At 66.5% G+C, this 18,509-nt stretch carries 7 protein-coding genes; 3 read left to right on the top strand and 4 right to left on the bottom strand.

Translation table 11 applies throughout. The annotated features are described in order from the left end of the window. Positions 1-276 precede the first annotated feature (276 nt). The 4 genes from E0497_RS14965 to E0497_RS14950 form a co-directional block, all read right to left on the bottom strand. A complete protein-coding gene (locus E0497_RS14965; RefSeq protein WP_137725589.1) occupies positions 277-4,941 on the bottom strand; it encodes a DNA methyltransferase in 4,665 nt (1,554 codons plus the stop codon). A gap of 97 nt (positions 4,942-5,038) precedes the next feature. Further along, the gene (locus tag E0497_RS14960) at positions 5,039-5,464 is read right to left on the bottom strand and encodes a PIN domain-containing protein (protein WP_137725588.1); all 426 of its coding nucleotides are present in this window, start codon (positions 5,462-5,464) and stop codon (positions 5,039-5,041) included. Then, entirely contained in the window at positions 5,461-5,718 is a 258-nt protein-coding gene (locus E0497_RS14955) for a type II toxin-antitoxin system Phd/YefM family antitoxin (RefSeq protein ID WP_137725587.1), read from the bottom strand. Before E0497_RS14955 ends, E0497_RS14960 begins: the two co-directional genes overlap by 4 nt. A gap of 79 nt (positions 5,719-5,797) precedes the next feature. Then, positions 5,798-8,680: a helicase-related protein gene (locus E0497_RS14950; RefSeq protein ID WP_137725586.1), complete on the bottom strand. Its 2,883-nt coding sequence runs from the start codon at positions 8,678-8,680 to the stop codon at positions 5,798-5,800. 226 nt (positions 8,681-8,906) lie between these two features. Here E0497_RS14950 and E0497_RS14945 point away from each other — a divergent pair, with 226 nt between their 5' ends. The 3 genes from E0497_RS14945 to E0497_RS14935 all read left to right on the top strand — a co-directional run bounded on the left by E0497_RS14945 (position 8,907) and on the right by E0497_RS14935 (position 18,461). After that, a complete protein-coding gene (locus E0497_RS14945; RefSeq protein WP_137725585.1) occupies positions 8,907-10,004 on the top strand; it encodes an ISAs1 family transposase in 1,098 nt (365 codons plus the stop codon). A 130-nt stretch (positions 10,005-10,134) separates the two neighbouring features. After that, entirely contained in the window at positions 10,135-13,539 is a 3,405-nt protein-coding gene (locus E0497_RS14940) for a hypothetical protein (protein WP_241665901.1), read from the top strand. Next, positions 13,536-18,461, top strand: coding sequence for a DEAD/DEAH box helicase (locus E0497_RS14935; protein ID WP_137725584.1), 4,926 nt, complete (start codon positions 13,536-13,538; stop codon positions 18,459-18,461). Before E0497_RS14940 ends, E0497_RS14935 begins: the two co-directional genes overlap by 4 nt. Positions 18,462-18,509 lie beyond the last annotated feature (48 nt).

Genomic DNA, 18,509 nt, shown 5'->3' with positions numbered 1-18,509 from the left:
CCGCAAGCGCCGCCAGCGGCGCCTGGGGAAGCTCACCCCGATCGAGTTTGAGACAATCAATCAGGCCGCACACGCGGCTTGAGCCTCTCCACCCCATGAGTCAACTGAAGTGGGGGCAGTCCCCACCTCGGTCCAGACGGATTGGAGGAAGCGCGGGCAGAACGCCGGTACGTACGCCCCGGGCGAGCTCGTCGGTACACATCCAGGTAGTGGCCGCACCTACGAGTACGCTCTGCCGTTCTCGACCCTGGATCGTGAGGAAGATCTGCGTTGCGCCTACGCCGAGTTCGAGCGACGTATGACAACGCGCTCTTGAAGGTCTCGAAATGCCAGCCGCATGTCTGCCTCACGATCAAGCGGCTCGAACCCCTGCGTGTCAGGGTGAGTTGAGTCCAGAGGTTCACAGCAACCCCGCCAGCAGGGGTGCGCGAAAGCTAGGGGTTCGCCCCGCAACGCGGCAGGTTGTCTTCGCCATTGCGCCATGACGTCGGAGGGTACGAGCCTCCCTGCAGTGTCGTAATGCCGGGTTCGCCGGTCGTATCCGTAGAGTACCGGGAACTGAGTCCGATAGATCGTGCAAAGCTCATCTACTTCGATCCTCAAGGCGATGGCCACAAGCACGTCCAGCTCCAACATTGCTTGTCGCCTCGCCGCAGGTCGTCGAAGAGGTGATTCGGGGGTCCACTCGCTGGTCACGGCCCCGAGCTTCGGGCGCCCCTCATAGTGGAGCCCGCCAGTCGTCCACGCGTCGTCGGCGAACCCGGGATCAAAGCAGGACTGCCATAGCGCCGAGTACGCGGACGTCACGCAATTCAGGCGCAGGCTCCGCAGCAGGATCATCGGGCGGAGCACGTCATCATCGACGAACGGTAGGCGATCCAGCGTCGCGGCTGAGATCGTCGATTTTGGGGCCACTCTGACCGCGAAATCATGTAGCAGCGACGTTGCGAATCCGCCTACCACCGTGAGGGTTACGTCAGATTCCGGGAGACCGACCGATGATATCCCGTGGATATGGGCAGTCCCCGGAGGGATGATCGCCGGGATGAAGGTGCGCTCGCCGGTGTTTGCGGCCATGTTGCGCCACGCGAGGCGGTAGTGGTCGCGGGCAGAGATGGACAAGCCTTCTGGTTCGGTCTTCCAGTGGGTATAGGCGGCGTCGTATCGTGCCCGGTCACCGCGCGGCTTGTAGGACGTCACGGGAATCTCGTCCGGCGCGATCGCTTCGAGATCGCACTCTGTCCAGTCCGTGTTGTGGAGCATCGACTCGTTCGGGTACTTGTACAACGGCCGCCCGACGGACAGATGCGATCCCTGCAGGATCACCGAATCCCACGATTCCGGCACGCCCCACTCCGAGTCGAAGAAGCCCTTCGTGCGGTCGTTCTTTTCGTGCCATCCTGGCGAGAATTGCAGGTCAAGCGCAGACAAACGCGGCGCCTTCGCCAGCTTCTCCAGCACCGCTGCGGTTGACTTGTTGACGGCGTACACCATTCGCGTCTCTGCGACGGGGATGTCTTCGGTTTCGAGGACCGCGTGCCAGGACTTCAGTGTGTCGGGGGTGACGGTGACGATACGTGAGGCGTGCGGCCGGAGGTCCCAGTTGCCGTCGAGGTCCTTGATGCCGGGCTCGGTGCCTGAACCATCATGTTCGAGGGATCGGGTCACGGTGTCCGGATGGTACAGCGACGCAGCCTGGCGAAAGTCAGGCTGCCGACTGTCGCCGTACACGTTCACGCCATAGCGCTTCTGATGTTGAATCTCAAACAGCTGAAGTTCGTTGATGAACTGCCAGTGTCGGCGCAGCCTGCGGTAGGTCTCGGCCCGCAGGCTGCCGGCCTTCTCGTCGGTGAAGTGGGATTCGAGGTGGATGAGGCCGACCGAACCTGTCGGTTTGGTGTTTCGCCACGTCAACGTCATGAAACAGCGATAGAGATCGGGCTGGAGGCCCGCGAGCAGCGGGTACTCGTTCGCTGAACCCACAAAGGCCGACGTCGACGCAACGTCGACGGTTCCTTGCAGAACGAGGTCACGAATGCCGGGTAGCGCGAGCGTCACGTCACGCGTGGCCTTGACCTGCTCCTGCGTCGGCTTGATTGCGAGCTGCCACCACGGGTCACCCTCCGCAAGGAGTGCGTTGATATCCGAGCGAGGGCGAACCCACGGCGGGTTACCGACCTGCAGGTCGAACCCGCCGCGTGCGAACACCGGTGCAAAGTCCAACTCCCAGTGGAAGAAGCCCTGCGTATCAGAGATGCCGGCGGCGACCGTCAGCCACGGGAAGCCGTCGAGTGCCTTCTCGATCGGCAAGGCCTGGGCGAAGACTCGATCGATGTCCTCGGCCTTGTCGAGTTCTTCCCAGTCCATGTCACCGGAGAAGCTGAACTGCCCGAGCTTCTCGAACTTGTCGGCTTTCGGTGGCACACCCAGAATCGCTTCCAGACCACCGACCCACTGATCCCAATCGGGGGGAGTGATATCCGTCGTCAGCGGCCAGAACCAGAGCGAACACCATGCATCCAGTGCACGGCGCAGCCGGCGGTATGCGCCGTTCTCGTCATGCAGTGCTCGTTCGATCTGCTCCCGCGTCACCGCGACCGGCGGCTGCTCCTCATGCTGCAACCCCCACACGTCGATGTCGCGTCGGATCTCCGACTCCGCGATCGTCAGGCGACGCAGCGTGAACTCCCACAACGTCTCCACCCGCTGCGCAAGCGCCTGCAGGCGCTTCACCATCGCCTTGCTCGGCGACTTGCGGATTTCATTGCGCCACAGTCGTAACTCTTCGCGCTTCTCCGGCGCATACGTCTTGGCCTCGGCGGTGTCGATCACCGCACCCCAACCGTCGGAGGGCAGCAGGAAGTGGTGGATGCCGGCGTCGATCTCCTCGCCGAGCGGGACGTCCTTCGCGGGGGTCTTCAGCCACTGCTTCTTCGTCAGCAGGCTCGGCGCGTACACCGACCGCCGCGCGCCGATCAGTGAGTTGCCGCGACGCAGGTGCAGCCCGAACCACGGGGCTTGCAGGCCCGCCACCATCGTGTCCAGCCACAGCGAGATCTCCGCGAGCTCGACGGCGGTGGCGTTGAGGTCCACCCCGTACACCTGGTGCAGCGCGATGTGCGCCTTCACCTTCTGCAGCTCGATCGGGTACTGATCGGCGTCGATCAGCTCACCCAGATCCTCCTGCTGCCGCTTCAGGTACTCGGCGGCGAGCTGGCGGACCGCCTCGATCGCGAACGCGCCAGATCCCAGCGCCGGCTCGCAGATCGTCAACTCCAGGATCTGCTCCGGCGCGGTCCACGTGCCGTCCTGATCCAGCAGCTCCTCCAGAGCCTGCGAGACCACGAACTTCGTCAACACCTCCGGCGTGTAGTACGACGCGGACTGCTGGCGTTCGCGGCCGGCGAGCCGGAACACGAAGGTGTCCTTGCGGTGCAGCACCGGCTTCTCCTCGCCGGTTGCCTCGTCGAGCGTCCGGACGAAGTCCTTCTCGTCCAGGTGATCGGAGCGGTCCACCGGGACCACCCACGACCCCTTCTCCGGGTCACCGTTCTTCGCGACCTCGTACAGGTCCTCCTCCGCGAAGAACCCGGTGTAGCTCATCAGGCCCTCGTACACCGCGCCCAGCTGGTTGATGCCTAGCTCCGCGTAACTGATGAAGCCGCGCTCGGCGCCCTTGCGGCCCTTCGATTCCTTCGACAGCAGCAGATGCTCGAGTATCCGCTGGGTGGCCTCGTTGCCCAGGCCTACCTCGTCGATCAGTGCCGTCGAGGCGGGGGAGAACAGGTCGGCGCGCAGCGGCTGGAACTCCAAGCCCGGCGCCGGATCGTTCGCCACGTTCTCGCGGACGGCGGGGGTGTGGCCCTTGTCGACGAGCCGGAACAGCGTCGCCAGCGACTCGTACAGGTGGGTGCCGGTGCGGGACTGCTCCGACACCAGTTCCGTCAGCGTCAGCTCCCGCAGCCGGTCCAGGCCATAACCCTCCTCGTACTCCGCGGCGCCGGTCGGCAGCACCCGCATCTCCGGGGACGCCTCCGCATACAGCAGGAACAGGATTCGGTACAGGAAGCGCAACGAATGCTTCGCCAGGTCCTGCCCGTCGATCCTGTCCAGCGTCAGCCCCTGGGTGGCGCGGCGACGGACGACCTCGTTGGCGATGATCTCGATGGACAGCCGGATGCCCTCGCGCAGATCCTTCGACACCCCGACGGTGTGCTTGACCGAATCCTCCAGCACGCCCGCCCACCAAATGTTGCCGTCCGCGTCCGGCTGCAGCGCCTGCTTGCCGAACATGGCGGCGACACGGTCGATCTCGCCGCCCTTCGCCTCGTGCCGGCGCTCGGCCACCACCAACAGATCGACGGCCAGGTACCGTCCCTCCGCCCACCGCTCGGCCTCGGCGAGCAGCAGCCACTGCCCGGCCTGCACCACCACGAACGCCGGGGGAGCGTCCGACCGGAACGCCGCCGACACCGCCTTCGACGCCGACTCGATCGGCTTGCCGTCCTCGACGGCCGGCGTGATCAAGCGTCCGGTCTCGGGGTCGAGGAGATCCTCGATCGACGCGACCGGAACCGCCTGCAGAAACAGCGCACCCGTGACGCCGTCGAGCTGGGCGTCGGGGATCTCCAACTCGGAGCCGGCGCGCTCCGCAGTGAACGTCGACAGCGCGGCCGGGTAGCCGAACGCGGACCGGGTCAGGGCGTGCGCGTCGTCGGCGGCGTCCGGGTTCTCCGCCAGCGCGGCCAGCGTCGTCCGCAGATCCCCGGTAGCGGCCAGCAGGTCGTCGCGGACCGTCGACCGACCCGCCTTCTTCTCTGCATCCCAGCCCTTGCGCAGCTCGAGCACCTTGCCGTGGAACGACTCCTTCACCGAATCGGTGGTGAAGTAGTGCTCGCTGATCCAGTCCTCGCCGATGACGATGGAATCGAAAGACGCCACGACGTTGCGGGTCCTTTCCAGGTGAGGAGCCTTGGCCCCGAGTTCGACAACTATGGATCAACGCGGGCGCGGGGAAAGCGGTGCGTTGCGTGGGTGGTCAGTCACCGCGCAGATAGATTTCAACATGGGTGGATGTCCACGTCGGTACACCCACACCGAAGAAGTCGCGATCCTCGGTCCAGATGGGGCAGTCGAGTGCGAGCGCCGCCGCGACAATCGGCCAGTCCATCGGGTCGCGCGTCCCGATCCGCGCCATGGCGGCCTGCTCCAACGGGGACGTGACGTCAGAGCCGACCGCTTCGACGACCGTGCGGAGTCGGTGGAGGGCCGTCAGCAGTGGTGACGGGTCGACGCCGCGTTTCGTCGCGATGGTCGGCAGGTGCTTCTCGGCTTCAGTAAATGCGAGCTCGGGTGTGAAGAACACGATCTCCTCCCCGTACCGATCGATCAGATCCCGAACACGAACGCCGAGCACTCCTCGGATCAGAATGTTCGCATCGAGGACGATGCGTCGCGGCGTCACGCGCTCCCGTCCCCCTTGCGCAGTGCCTCGAACTCGGCGACGACCTCATCCTCGGTGGCCCCCAACTCGACCAGCAACGCCCCGGCCTTCTTCGCTGCTTCGGTGTAGGCGGTGAGCTCGGCTCTGCGGTCCTGATGAACGGGGATGAACACGCCCACCGTGCGCCCGTGGCGGGTTACCGTCACCGGTTCGGTTTGATCGATGTAGTCGGCAAGATCCTGTCGGAACTCCCGGACCCCTACGGTCACGCTCATCGCCAACCTCCTGTTGTGTAACGATGTGTACACAATATCGTGTGAGGGGGTGACCGTCGAGAGGTCACCGCAGACGAGTTCAGCCGACATGATCAGTGGGAACGATCAACAGCAGCGGACGCACCAGCTGCTGGGTGGGGGCAAGAGACTCGGCGAGGCGCTGCTCCTCGTTCACGCGAGAACGGAGCTTCGCCACCTTGAGCTTCTGCGCCGAGAACAACTCCAACTGGCCACTCGCCCCGGCCCGCCACCGATCGGCGCGTGCCCGCCACCGGTCGAGTCGCTCGTTCGCGGCACTCTCCTGCGTGTCGAGCACCAGCCGCATCGCCTTGGTCGCGTGGTCCACCGCGGTCGGCACCAGGCGCCGGTAGCTGGCGGCGTCGGCGACCGGGCCGGGATTCGACGAGCCTGGCCGCAGCCCGGTGTCGGTGGTGAGGAAATCGAGACTTTCCACCGGCGTCACCGAACAGAAATCGGGGTTGGCCGGATTCGGGAACTCGGCCGTGGAGAACACCCGCGAGATCAACTGCCCGCGCCGATTCATCAGCGTGCCCATCAGCAGCACCGTCGGCGCATCCACGTCACCACGGATCACGAAGATCTGATTCCGCCCCAACGCACTCAGCGCGCGGTCGCTTGCCCAGTCCAGCACCGGGTGCAGCGGGCCCAGGAAGTGGGCCTCCGGCCACGTCGTGCCCGCCACACCCTTGCCCTCCTTCGCCGCGGCGAGCTGCGCGTTACCGACCTCCGGGGACGTAGCGAGCGTGAGGCGTTCGAGAACCCGGCCGTGCTGCAGATAGTTCTGCGGCAACTGGCCGAGCCGCTGCCGCAGATCCCGCGGCGGCGTCAACTCCGCCACCGCATGATTGGTGTGAACCGTCCAGCCCACACCACCGGCCTCCGGCGTCGCATGCGGCACATCATGGAACGCGGCCTTGAGTGCCTCGTCCAGGAAGGTCAGATCGTCGGCATACAGGCTCTGCCGCGGCGCCTGCGGCAGCGCGGCCTCCGGGGCGTCGTCGGCGGTCTCGTCCAGATCGAACTGCGCGAAGAACGCATCCAGGTCGTCTCCGGCGGCCACATCGGCGACGTCGCGGATCTCCTCGTCGAGAGTGGACTTGCCGATCAGCACGTCGCGGATCGCGTTCTCCTCATCCGTCACCGAATGCTTGCCCATCAGCGACGCCACATCACCGAGCGTGCCGTGCGCCAGATTCTCCCGCTCCAACAGCCGCGACAGCACCCGCAGATCACCGGAGAAATCCGGGTCCGACGGCTGCAGGATCAGAGACGAGATCACCGGCGGATACTGCTGCCCGTACCGATCCACGCGGCCGTTGCGCTGCTCGATCCGGATGAGCGACCACGGAATGTCGTAGTGGATCAGGTGATGGCACTGCGCGTGCAGATTCACACCCTCGGATGCCACATCACCGGTGACCAACACCCGGATCGGGGACGTCTCCAGCTTGAAGCTGTCCACGATCTCCTGCTGCTCCACATCCGACAGGCCGCCGTGCAGCATCGCCACGTTCTCGGCCTCGAGCCCCAACGCCTTCGGCAGATGTTCGGTGAGCCAACGCAAGGTGGCGACGCGTTCGGCGAACACCACCGCGCGGGTGGTCGACTTCTTGCCGACGCCGATGTCCTTCAACCGTTGCACCAGCGCGGCCTGCTTACCGGCCGCGTCGTTCAGCGCCTTCGCGTTCAGCTCGTCCAGGGTGCTCAGCGCGGCCAGTTCGGCGGCCTGCTCCGGATTGTGCGGGTCGAGCTTCGTCTTGCGCTGCTTGATCGACTCGGCGAGCGCGGCGGGGGAGGACAGGAACGCCTTGGCGAGGGTCCACGGGAACAGCGCCTTCGTCTGCCCCGAATACGGGGAGCGTCCCGACTGCGGGTGCAGCCACGTCTGCGAGAGTTCTTGCGCGACCGCATCTTCCGCGGGGGAGGGGGTGACCAACAGATGCACCGGCTCGGCGCGCTCGGCCCAGTCGCTGCCCACCTCAGTTGCCACCTCCGGATGATGCCGGTGCCGCCGGATCAGCAGCCGCGCCACATCGTCCTTCGTGAACGTGCCGTCCGCGGCCACCGCCGTCGGATCGAGCAGCCGCAGCAACTCCGCGAACGACTCCTCCCGCCCGTTGTGCGGCGTCGCCGATGCCAGGATCAACGTCTCGGTGTTCGGGGCGAGGACGCGGGCCAGCTCGTTGTTCTGGGTGCCCACGTTGGTGAGGTTGTGCGACTCGTCGATCACCACCGCATCCCAGTGCTGACGCTGCAGATGCGCCTTGTAGCGGGGACTCTTGAGGGTGTCGATCGAGATGATCGCCCGCTTGAAGTACGTGAACGGGTTGCGGGTGGCCGGCAGCTTCTGCCGCACCTTCTGGATGCCCGCCGAATCCAGCCGCACGAACGGCAACGCGAACCGGCACCACAACTCGTGCTGCATCTGTTCGAGCACATGCTTCGGGGTGACGATCAGGATCCGCTCGCCGCGCCCGCGGCGCACCAGCTCCGACAGGATCATGCCGATCTCGAGGGTCTTGCCCAGACCCACCGCGTCCGCGATCAGAATCCGCGGCCGAATGTGCTGCGGGTCCAGGGCTTTCGCCACCGCCGCCCGCTGATAGCCGAGCGAATCGGCGAGCATCTGCGTCGACACCGTCAACGTCTGATCCCCGTACGGGAACGGCGTCTTGCGCAGCAGCGCCTCGAGCCACAGGCGTGAATCGCGGTAGCCCGACGAACCGTCCGCCACCACCTCCGCGTCCCGCGGATCCTGCGGCTCGATGTGGTCGAGACTTGAATAGAACGTCGCCGTCGTGTCCTTCACCAGCTCCGTCAGGCCACGAGCCTTGACGAGCCACCCGTCGCTGCCCTGCTCGGCGGAAGTCACCAGCCACTCCTCGTCGCGCACCACGACGATCGAGCCGGGGGCGACGTTGAGGTCGACGGGTGTGGTCATGCGGGGCGAACTCCTCGAGGTGGATGGTCGGATCTATCAAAATAGCCCCCTGCTCGGGCAGGGCCTCGGCAAAGTCGTGAGTGATGCCCGCTGACCTGCGGTTTCAAGGTGGGATGGCGCACGATCGGGGTGCGGATTGGGGCGGGCACGACCGTCTCGGTGATGATGCAAGTCTCTACTCCCGCGTCATCAGGAACGAGTCGTGCCCGCAGCCCCATCTTCTCCCATGCCCGTTCCGGTGCCGGGCACCGGGATCCTCGAGGTCCTCGACCTGGTTCCCGACCCGCGAGCGCGGCGCGGGGTCCGGCACCGGTTGACGGTGATCCTGGCGACCGCGTTGGCGGCGGTGTGTGCCGGCGCGAGATCGTTCACCGCGGTCGCGGAATGGGTGCACGACGCCCCGGTGGAAGCGTTGGGCAGGCTGGGGATCGAGGGCCGGCCGCCGTCGGAATCGACGATCCGCCGCACCCTCGGACGCGTCGACGCCGCAGTGTTGGACCAGGTCATCGGGGTGTGGGCCTGGATGCGGACCCGGGTGGTCGACGGCCGCCGGGTGATCGCGGTCGACGGCAAGACTCTGCGCGGCGCGAAGGATGCGGCCGGGCATCTGACACATCTGCTCGCCGCATTGGACCACAGCAGCGGGGTGGTCCTCGGGCAGGTCGAGGTCGGCGCGAAAACGAACGAGATCCCACTGATCACCGACCTCCTCGCCGGGTTGGATCTGACCGATGTGGTCGTGACCGCGGATGCGTTGCATTGTCAGCGGGCGACCGCCGAGTACATCGTGGGCCGGGGCGGGCACTACGTGTTCACGGTCAAGAACAACCAGCGTGCTCTGCGGGAGTTGTTGAAGTCGTTGCCGTGGAACACTATTCCGGTCTCGTCGACGAGCAAGGGTCGTGGTCACGGGCGGCGGGAGTGCCGCACGATCAAGGCCACCGAGGTCGATGCCGGCCTCGGTTTCCCGCACGCCTGCCAGGTGTTGCAGGTCCGCCGGACCGTCACCAGAAAGGGTCGCAAGAGTGTCGAGGTGGTCTATCTGATCACCTCGATGCCGATGACCTCTGCTGCTCCGACCCAGGTCGCGGCATGGATTCGCGGCCATTGGGGCATCGAGAACCGGCTGCACTGGGTTCGGGACGTCACGTTCGACGAAGACCGCTCGGCCGTCCGCACCCGCAACAGCCCACAGGTGATGGCCACCCTCCGGAACACGGTAGTCGGCATCCTGCGGCTCGCCGGCCACACCAACATCGCCGGCGCGCTACGCCACCACGGCCGTGATCCACACCGACCGATCGATCTACTTCATGCCGCCTGACATGGGGTTATGCGACTTTGCCGGGCCCCTGCCTGCTCGGGTGGGGCAGTTCAGCCGGGTTCGCATTTTTTGTCGGAGTCGTGTGGCACAGTCACCTCGTCGTCTAATCAACAAGGGGGAACGGGCGCCAGTGGGGCAGTCGTCGTTTCTGAAGGATCAGGCCAAGGATGAGAACTACCGCCTGGCGGGGGAACTTGAGAAGACCGATCTCTTCTTCGAACTGAATTTCGATGAGGACGCCATTCGGCGTGCTCAGGAGCTGTTCGGTCGGATCGCGCACGCGGAGCTGCGGATCGCGACCCACGAGATGGTGATCAAGAAGTATCCCGCATTGACGCTGGTGTCCTTGATCGGACACGCCGGCGTGGAGTACGACCAGGGCCGCTTCTGGGAAAGTTACTGGGAAGTAATCGGGCTCGACCCGGATTCCGAATTCGAGGCGGCGCTCCGGCACTCGCTGCGCGACCTTCTCGCCAAGTATCGGATGCGGGAGTTCCCGGAGCTCCTGATCGGCAACAAGTACGTCATGGTTATGGCACTCCATGCCGGAATTCCGGTCAATTGTTTGAGCGACCTCGTCGACGTCATCCACGACCACGTCCATCAGGGGCGGGACACCACCGGCGCTGCCGTCCTCGAATGGCTCCTCGAACCCGGGATGGGCTACCGGCTTAACCGTGTGGACGTCCCGGTCCGGAACTTCCTGCAACTCGCCGGGGAGATCGCCGTCGACATCCTCGACCGGATCGTCGAGTTCCTGCTGTTCACACTCGAACACCCCGACCCGTGGAACGACCTGACTCTCGAGACGTCGACGACGGGCCTGCCGACCCTGCTCCTCGACGGGCTCATCGACCGGCTCCGTGACCGCCCCTTCGGGCAGGCCGCCGACGCCGGCGTCCGCGGACCCCGTCGTCGCCGGCCGGTGATCTCGTACTCGGTCGAGGACGACCAGGTGATGGTCGGGGTCCCGTACCCCACCTGCTCGCAGGGCACCCCGTGGAAGGTCACGATCGCCGGCACCACCCGCGACGTCTACGCCGAGCGTGGCTGGGGCGTCGACGCGGACGGCGAACATCCGCACACTCCGATCGCGGTCACCGCCCCGGCACGCGAAGTCCTGATGACCCACGATGCATCCGACGAGAACTACCGGATCGCGGTCGTCGACACGACCGACCCGATGCTGCTGTTCACCGAGGACGGCCGACTGATCAAGAGTTCGGCGCTGCCCCGCGGCCTGGTGCTGGCAGTCCACCCCAAGGACGGCACCGTCGTCGACGCCGTGACCGGTACCGAACTCGAGTCCGACGGCGACACCCGCGTGCCGTCCGGGTGGAGGGGCTGGCACGCACGATTCCTCGACCTCACCGAACACAACTCGATCCAGTTCCGTCGCGCCGGCCGGCCGAACGGCACCATCCGCGGTGTGCGGTCGGTGGGAGCACCACGATTCGAACCCGGCGACCCCGTCGTCGGCCTGCGCACACCCAACGGGCTGCCCGTGTGCAGCGAGCGCCCCGAGATCGTGCTGCCGCCGCACATCGGATCCGAGCCCGTGACCTGGAGAGTCCGGGCGCGTCAAGCCGGTGACCGCAGCTGGCTGTCCGACGCCGAGTGGGACTCCGACACCGAAGAGGCGTCACTCGACCCGTTCGACGGCGTCCCGGCCGGGCTGCTCGGGTCGTACGACATCCACATCAGCGGCCCGATGGGCTCCGGCCAGTGGCACACCGTGTTCCTGGCCGAAGGTATCGACCTCGACCACGGCGTCGCGTTCCGGCGGCCGACCGCCAACGGACTCACCGCCAGCACCGTCGAAATCACCTGCCCGGCACCGCTGTCCGTCGACCGTGACCGCATCACGTTCGCCGAGGACGAACGCGACAGTCACATCCGAGTCAGTGCCGGCGGCCACGCCTACAAACTGGTCGTCACCCCGCCGCACTTCGAGGCCCGTGTCGACGTCCTCGGCGCCCCGGCCCAGTGGCGCACCTCCACCCAGGTACTCGCGCCCGCGGACCTCGAACAGAATGCGGTGGTCGCCGCCCGCATCCCCGGTGACGTCCGAGTGAGCCTCGCGCTGATCGACGCCGCCGGCGAGACCGTCCAGGACGAGTACCCGGACACCCCCGCCGACAACGTCTTCCAACTCGACGCCCGCCGCTTCGTCGACACCGCCCGACGCGTCGGATCCTGCCGGCTGGTCGCCCTCGTCGACGACGCCACCGGCACCCACACCGTCACGATCGCGCACATCCGCCCGGCACGACTCTGCGAGAACATCCACCTCGACGGCGGCGACCTCGTCTTCACCGGCCTCGCCGACGAGGACGACCTCGCCGCCTGGGTGTGGGCGGCCACCGCACCGTGGCGACCCGTCACCCGACTCGACATCGACGGCGACCGCACGGCACTGCCGGAAACACTGCGTGACGCCGGTGAGCTGATCGTCCAGGTCTTCGTCGACGACCCCTGGGTCACCGTCACCCGCCCGACCTCACCCGACCGATCCGCCGTGCGTGTTGCACAGCACGGCTGGGTGCGGGACGAGAACGCGGCCGTCGACGCGCTGGCATGTTTCCTCGCCGGGCACGGCAGTGCGCCGTTGACGCCGGACGCGGTTCCGGGAGCCTGGGCGGCACTGGCACTGATGGACGCCGCCACAGCAGATTCGGATACCGAACGGGTCCGGGGCGGGTTGATCCGCATCCTCGGCCGGAACCCCCGCGCAGCACTGGAGGCGTTGGGCAGCAGCACCATTCCGCAGGAGAAGAAGATGGCGCTGCTGATCCGTACCCAGCTCGTCAACCTGCCGTACTCCGCACGGGACACTCACAACGAGCTGCACCCCGACCCGTGGGTGGGCTGCATGGTCGAGATCTCCGACCTCCCGTCACTGCATGCACGACGCACGGTGGTGGCAGCCGAGCGCGCCGAAACCCTGGCCTACCTCGAGAACCAGGGCGGCGGTGCGCTGATGGAGTTGCTGCGCGTGGGGAAGCTTCAGGCTCCTCTGACAGGAGTGTTCAACGAGGTAGTTCTCAGGATGGACGCGATGTCGGCAGAACAGACTCAGGAACTGTTCGAGGCCGTCCAACTCGTACCCGGTGCGCTCCTCGACGAGGACACCCGCACCAGCGCCGTGGCAGATGCCTTCCACCTGCGGTCCAGCTGGGTCCAGGACCCGGCCTGCGCCGAACTGTCCGGACACGTCGGCCGCGCCCTGCGTCAGGTCAAGGCCGTCGCGCCGGGCCTCTACGACCTCGTCGAGGCCCGCAACGAGGCGCTGCACGGCGTGGACGTCGTCGAATATCCGTGGATGCTGCTGTCGATGCAGTCCCTCACGTTGGCGGCCGTGGCACGCCTCGATTCCCGCGGCGAGTTCGAACACTCGCCGATGACCCACGACATGCGCACCGCCTGGGCGCGGATGGCCGAGTACTTCCCGGCGATGGTCGCCAACGACCTGCTCATTGCCGATGCCCTCGCCACCTACCGCGCGCACAACGACCTGATCGGAGAGAACGCATGACCGACCGCTTGGATCCACTCGCCGCCGGCGCCGGTATCGAAGCCAGCTACAAGCGGTACCTCAAAACGCTGCTCGCGCCCCGCGACCCGAAGCTGGCCACCGCATTCGACACCGCCATCGACGAGTCGACGCTGCTCACCAAGGGGCCGCTGCTCGAACTGACCCCGCCGTACGCGCCGGGCGCCTCACTCGACGACCTGGTCGACGACGGGGTGCTGCACCCCGATTTCCGGCTGCTCGACAGCAAGGCATTGCCGATGGGGCGCCCGCTCTACCGGCATCAGGAACGCGCGATCCGGAAAGTGGTGTCCGGCCGCAACCTCGTCGTCAGTACCGGTACCGGCTCCGGCAAGACCGAGAGCTTCCTGCTGCCGATCCTCAACGCGCTCGTTGAGGAACGCGCCGCCGGCACCCTCGGACCCGGTGTGCGGGCCCTGCTGCTGTACCCGATGAACGCGCTGGCCAACGACCAGCTCAAGCGTCTGCGCACGCTGCTGGCGGGGATGCCCGACATCACCTTCGGCCGGTACACCGGTGAAACGCTGGAATCGGCCGACGCCGCCGAATCCACCTACAAGGCCATGAACCCCGGCCAGGAGCGGCTACCGAACGAACTACTCAGCCGTGAGGAGATGCGGGCCGCGCCGCCGCACATCCTGCTCACCAACTACGCGATGCTCGAGTACCTGCTGCTGCGGCCCGCCGACCTCGACTTATTCGATGGCGACCACACCGGCACCTGGAAGTTCATCGCCCTCGACGAGGCCCACGTCTACGACGGCGCCCAGGGCTCCGAGGTCGCGCTGCTGCTGCGTCGACTGCGGGAGCGCGTCGCGCAGGGGCGGCAGCTGCAGTGCATCGCCACCTCCGCATCGTTGACCGGACGTACTCCCGAGACGCAGGGGCAGGAGGCAGTCACCTTCGCGCACAACCTGTTCGACGTGCCGTTCGACTACATCGACGGCGACGACGATCTGCAGGACCTCGTCACGGCAACCCGGCAGGAACGGCGTGAACCGCCCACCTGGACCCTCGGCGACGACGACCTGATCGCCTTTGCCGAGGACGACGCAGACCTGGACGGACTCGGCGCACACGTTCCCAGCGGTGACGCAGCCGATGCACTGCACGCGGAAACGACTGTCGCCGAACTGAAGGCGAACCTGTCTCGTGGTCCCGTCGGGATCCGTGATCTCGAGGCCCGGCTGTGGCCCGGCGACGCCGACGCCGAACGCAAGATCGAGGCCCTCGTCGCACTCGGATCCAAGGTCCACGACAGCAGCGGCAACCCCGTCCTGTCGGCGCGCTACCACATGTTCGTGCGCGCCACCGAAGGCTCGTACGTCTCGTTCACCGACGACGGACCCAAGGTTCTCCTCGGACGCCACGAGGTGGACCCCGACACGAACCGGGCCGTGTTCGAGTTCGGCACCTGCCAGCGTTGCGGCGCCGTCCACCTCGCCGGTGACGTCGTGCGGCAGCAGGGACTCGAATACTTCCGCCCGGCCAAGAACGACTCCTCGGTGCGGTGGCTCGTCATCACCGACGCCGACGAGCAGGGCCTCGTGGACGAGGACGAGATCACCCTGTCGGACGACGCCGACTCGGTGGCCGCAACCGGCACCCGACACCTGTGTACGGGCTGCGGCGCGCTGGGGGTCGGGACCTGCGAGTTGGGGAAGTGCCCCGGCGGACCCGTTCTCCGGGTGCGTGAGCATGCGCAGGCATCCCGGGTGATGAGCAAGTGCACCGAATGCGGCGCCCGCGCCCGCCAGGTGGTGCGCCGGCTGCGCACCGACACCAACGCGGCACCGGCCGTCATCACCACCGCGCTCTACCAACACCTCCCTCCGGCGTCGGACGACACCGTCGAGGAGATCGGTGAGGGCCGGAAACTGTTGATGTTCTCCGACTCCCGCCAGGCCGCCGCATTCGCCGCCCCGTACCTCGACAAGACGTACGGACGGATGCTCGAGCGCCGCTACCTGACCGAGGCGCTCACCGACCCCAAATACAGCGACGACGACCTGTCCGCGGAGGATCTGGCGGCGCTGGCGATGCGGAAGGCGAAACGAGCACAGTACTTCCCGGAGAAGGCCACCCGGCTCGAGATCGAACGTATCGTCAACCCGTGGGCGATGGCCGAGCTGATGGCGATGGATCAGCGGCAGTCCCTCGAGGGCCTCGGCCTGATGCGGGTCTCGATGCTCCGCGGGCGCAAAGAGGAGCCGCCACGCGGGCTGCTCGGGCTCGGACTGTCCGAGGACGAGAGCTGGGCGCTGCTCGAAGAACTGCTCAAGACCGTGCGTTTGCAGGGCGCGATGACGCTCCTCGACGAGGTCGACATCAAGCAGGAGATCTTCGAACCGCGCAACGCGAAGATCCGGATTCGCTCGACGGGCTCCGACCAGAAGAAGCGGATCATCAGCTGGCTGCCCGGTGGTCGACCCGGCACCACCAACAATCGGATCCTGTTGGTGCGGAAGGCGCTTACAGCACTCGGCTCCGACATCGATGCCGCGAAAGTGTTGGGTGGTTGCTGGAAGTTCCTGCTCGACGCGGGCTACGTGACGCTCGTGGCCGACAAGTTCGCCGGTGACGTGTACCAGGTGGACCACGAGAAGCTGCGGATCCGAGCCGGCGCCGACAGTGACTGGTACCAGTGCTCGTCGTGCCGACGGTTGACCGTCAACAACGTCCGCGGTGTGTGCCCGCACGGGCCGTGCGACGGCACCCTCGAGCCCTACGAGATCCCGGCGGTCGGCGACGACACCAACCACTACCGGGCGATGTACCGCACCATGAACCCGGTGCCGCTGTCCGCGCAGGAACACACCGCGCAGTGGGAGTCGAAGACGGCAGCGAAGATTCAGAAGGACTTCATCGACGGCAAAGTCAACGTGCTGTCGTGCTCGACCACCTTCGAGCTCGGTGTCGACGTCGGCGACCTGCAGTCGGTGGTACTGCGGAACATGCCGCCCAAGACCGCGAACTACGTGCAGCGCGCCGGTCGTGCCGGACGCCGCGCCGCATCAGCGGCCCTGGTGCTCACCTATGCGAAGCGCAGCTCGCACGACCTGTCCAAGTATCAGAATCCGGAGTCGATGATCGCGGGGGAGATGCGCATCCCGTGGATCCCCATCGACAACGAGCGCATCGGCCGTCGGCACGCACATTCGGTGGCGCTCGCCGCGTACTTCCGGCACCGCTTCGAGACGGACGGAATGGTGTGGCGGCATGCCGGCGCCTTCTTCTCCCCGGAAAGTGAAGGACAGGACTCGCCCGCCGCGCAGGTGCGTACGTTCCTCACTCCCGTCCCGGACCGGGTGCACAGCGCCGTCCTCGAAGTCCTCCCGTCGGTGGTGGCCGACGCCATCGGTGTCCACGACGGCACCTGGGTCGACCGACTGTGCGAACTTCTGGCCATCGCGGAACAGGACATGCGCAACGACCTCGACACGTTCCGGAATCTCATTCAAGAGGCGAAGGAAACCGACAAACTCGCGCTCGGCGGGCGCCTGCAGAAAACGCTGAAGACCATCGAGGAACGTCAGCTCCTCGGCTACCTGGCGAATAAGAACATCCTGCCGAAATACGGCTTCCCGGTGGACACGGTCGAACTGCGCACCTCGCACTGCGAGGGCGACGTGGGCGCCCGACTTGAACTGTCCCGCGACCTCTCCCAGGCCGTCTACGACTACGCGCCCGGCAACCAGGTGGTGGCCGGCGGCAAGCTGTGGACGTCCCGCGGACTGCACAAGCTGCCGAAGCGCGAACTCGTCGAACTCCGGTACCGGGTGTGCCCGAACTGCGAGCAGTTCCAGTGCGGCCGCGACCTCGACGTCTCCGAGCGTTGCCCCAGCTGCGACGAGGAGTTCGGCAAGATCCGTACGTTCGTCGTTCCCGAATTCGGCTTCGTCGCCGACCGCAAGGTCGAGGACGTCAAACCCGAACCACCGGAACGCAAATGGGGTGGCGCCACCTACGTCGAGAACATCGGCGACGTGGTCGACACGTTCACGTGGGAATCCACCGGCGTGCAGGCCCGGGCCGGCACCCGGGCGCGGATGGCTGTCATCTCCACCGCCGGCGGGGCCGGATTCAACCTGTGCGGATGGTGCGGTTGGGCGGAGGCGGCCCCGAACGGGAAGCCGTCGAAGAAGGCCCACAACCGTCCGGCAACGGACCAGCCGTGCGCGGGCAAGACCTACCTCGTCTCGCTCGCCCACCGCTACGAGACGGACGTCGCCGAGTTCACGTTCGAAGCCCTGGCATACGACAAGGACTCCGAATCACATTGGCTGTCCGTTCTCTACGCGCTCCTCGAAGGAGCGTCGGAGGCGCTCGAGATCAGCCGCGACGACATCGACGGCACCCTGTCGTGGAGTAAGGACGGCAAACGCAGCATCGTGCTGTTCGACACCGTGCCGGCCGGTGCCGGTGCCGCGAAGAAGATCGCCGAGAACCTGCAGCAGGTCGTCCAGTTCGCGGTGGCCCGCGTCAGCCGATGTGACTGCGGCGAAGAGACGTCGTGCTACGGATGCCTGCGCTCGTACCGCAACGACCGGCACCACGACAAACTGTCCCGTGCGGGCGCGCTCACGATCTTCGAGAAGCTGAAGATCGAGGGCGTGCAGTCGACAGTGAACGAGCCGTGGGGTGAAACCCTCACCTACACATCCCCGTCGGTGATCGAACTGTTCCTCGAGCTGTCACTGCGCGGAGTCCCGAAGCCAGTGATCGGCATCGACATCGGCCGACACTACTGGCCCGTCGAGGCGGTGTGGGAGGACCGGAAGATCGTCCTCGTCGAGGACGACGACCCGGACAGGGACAGCGGCCTCGGATCCGAGGGCTACAAGGTGTACCGGGTAACCGAGACCGATGCCGACCAGCTCGCGGGAGTGCTCGGTGTCAACTGATCAGTCGTCGAGCGAGGGCCGGGATCGTGGGGTTCGGGAAAGCAAGGA

Origin of the sequence: Prescottella subtropica (assembly GCF_005434945.1) — a bacterium.
Classification (GTDB): Bacteria; Actinomycetota; Actinomycetes; order Mycobacteriales; family Mycobacteriaceae; genus Prescottella; species Prescottella subtropica.
This window is presented reverse-complemented; position numbering and strand designations above follow the sequence as displayed.

Excerpts from the sequence above, each read along its gene's own strand:
- E0497_RS14950 (WP_137725586.1), bottom strand. The coding sequence starts at position 8,680 with ATGACCACACCCGTCGACCTCAACGTCGCCCCCGGCTCGATCGTCGTG.
- E0497_RS14935 (WP_137725584.1), top strand. The coding sequence starts at position 13,536 with ATGACCGACCGCTTGGATCCACTCGCCGCCGGCGCCGGTATCGAAGCC.
- E0497_RS14945 (WP_137725585.1), top strand. The coding sequence starts at position 8,907 with ATGCCCGTTCCGGTGCCGGGCACCGGGATCCTCGAGGTCCTCGACCTG.
- E0497_RS14955 (WP_137725587.1), bottom strand. The coding sequence starts at position 5,718 with ATGAGCGTGACCGTAGGGGTCCGGGAGTTCCGACAGGATCTTGCCGAC.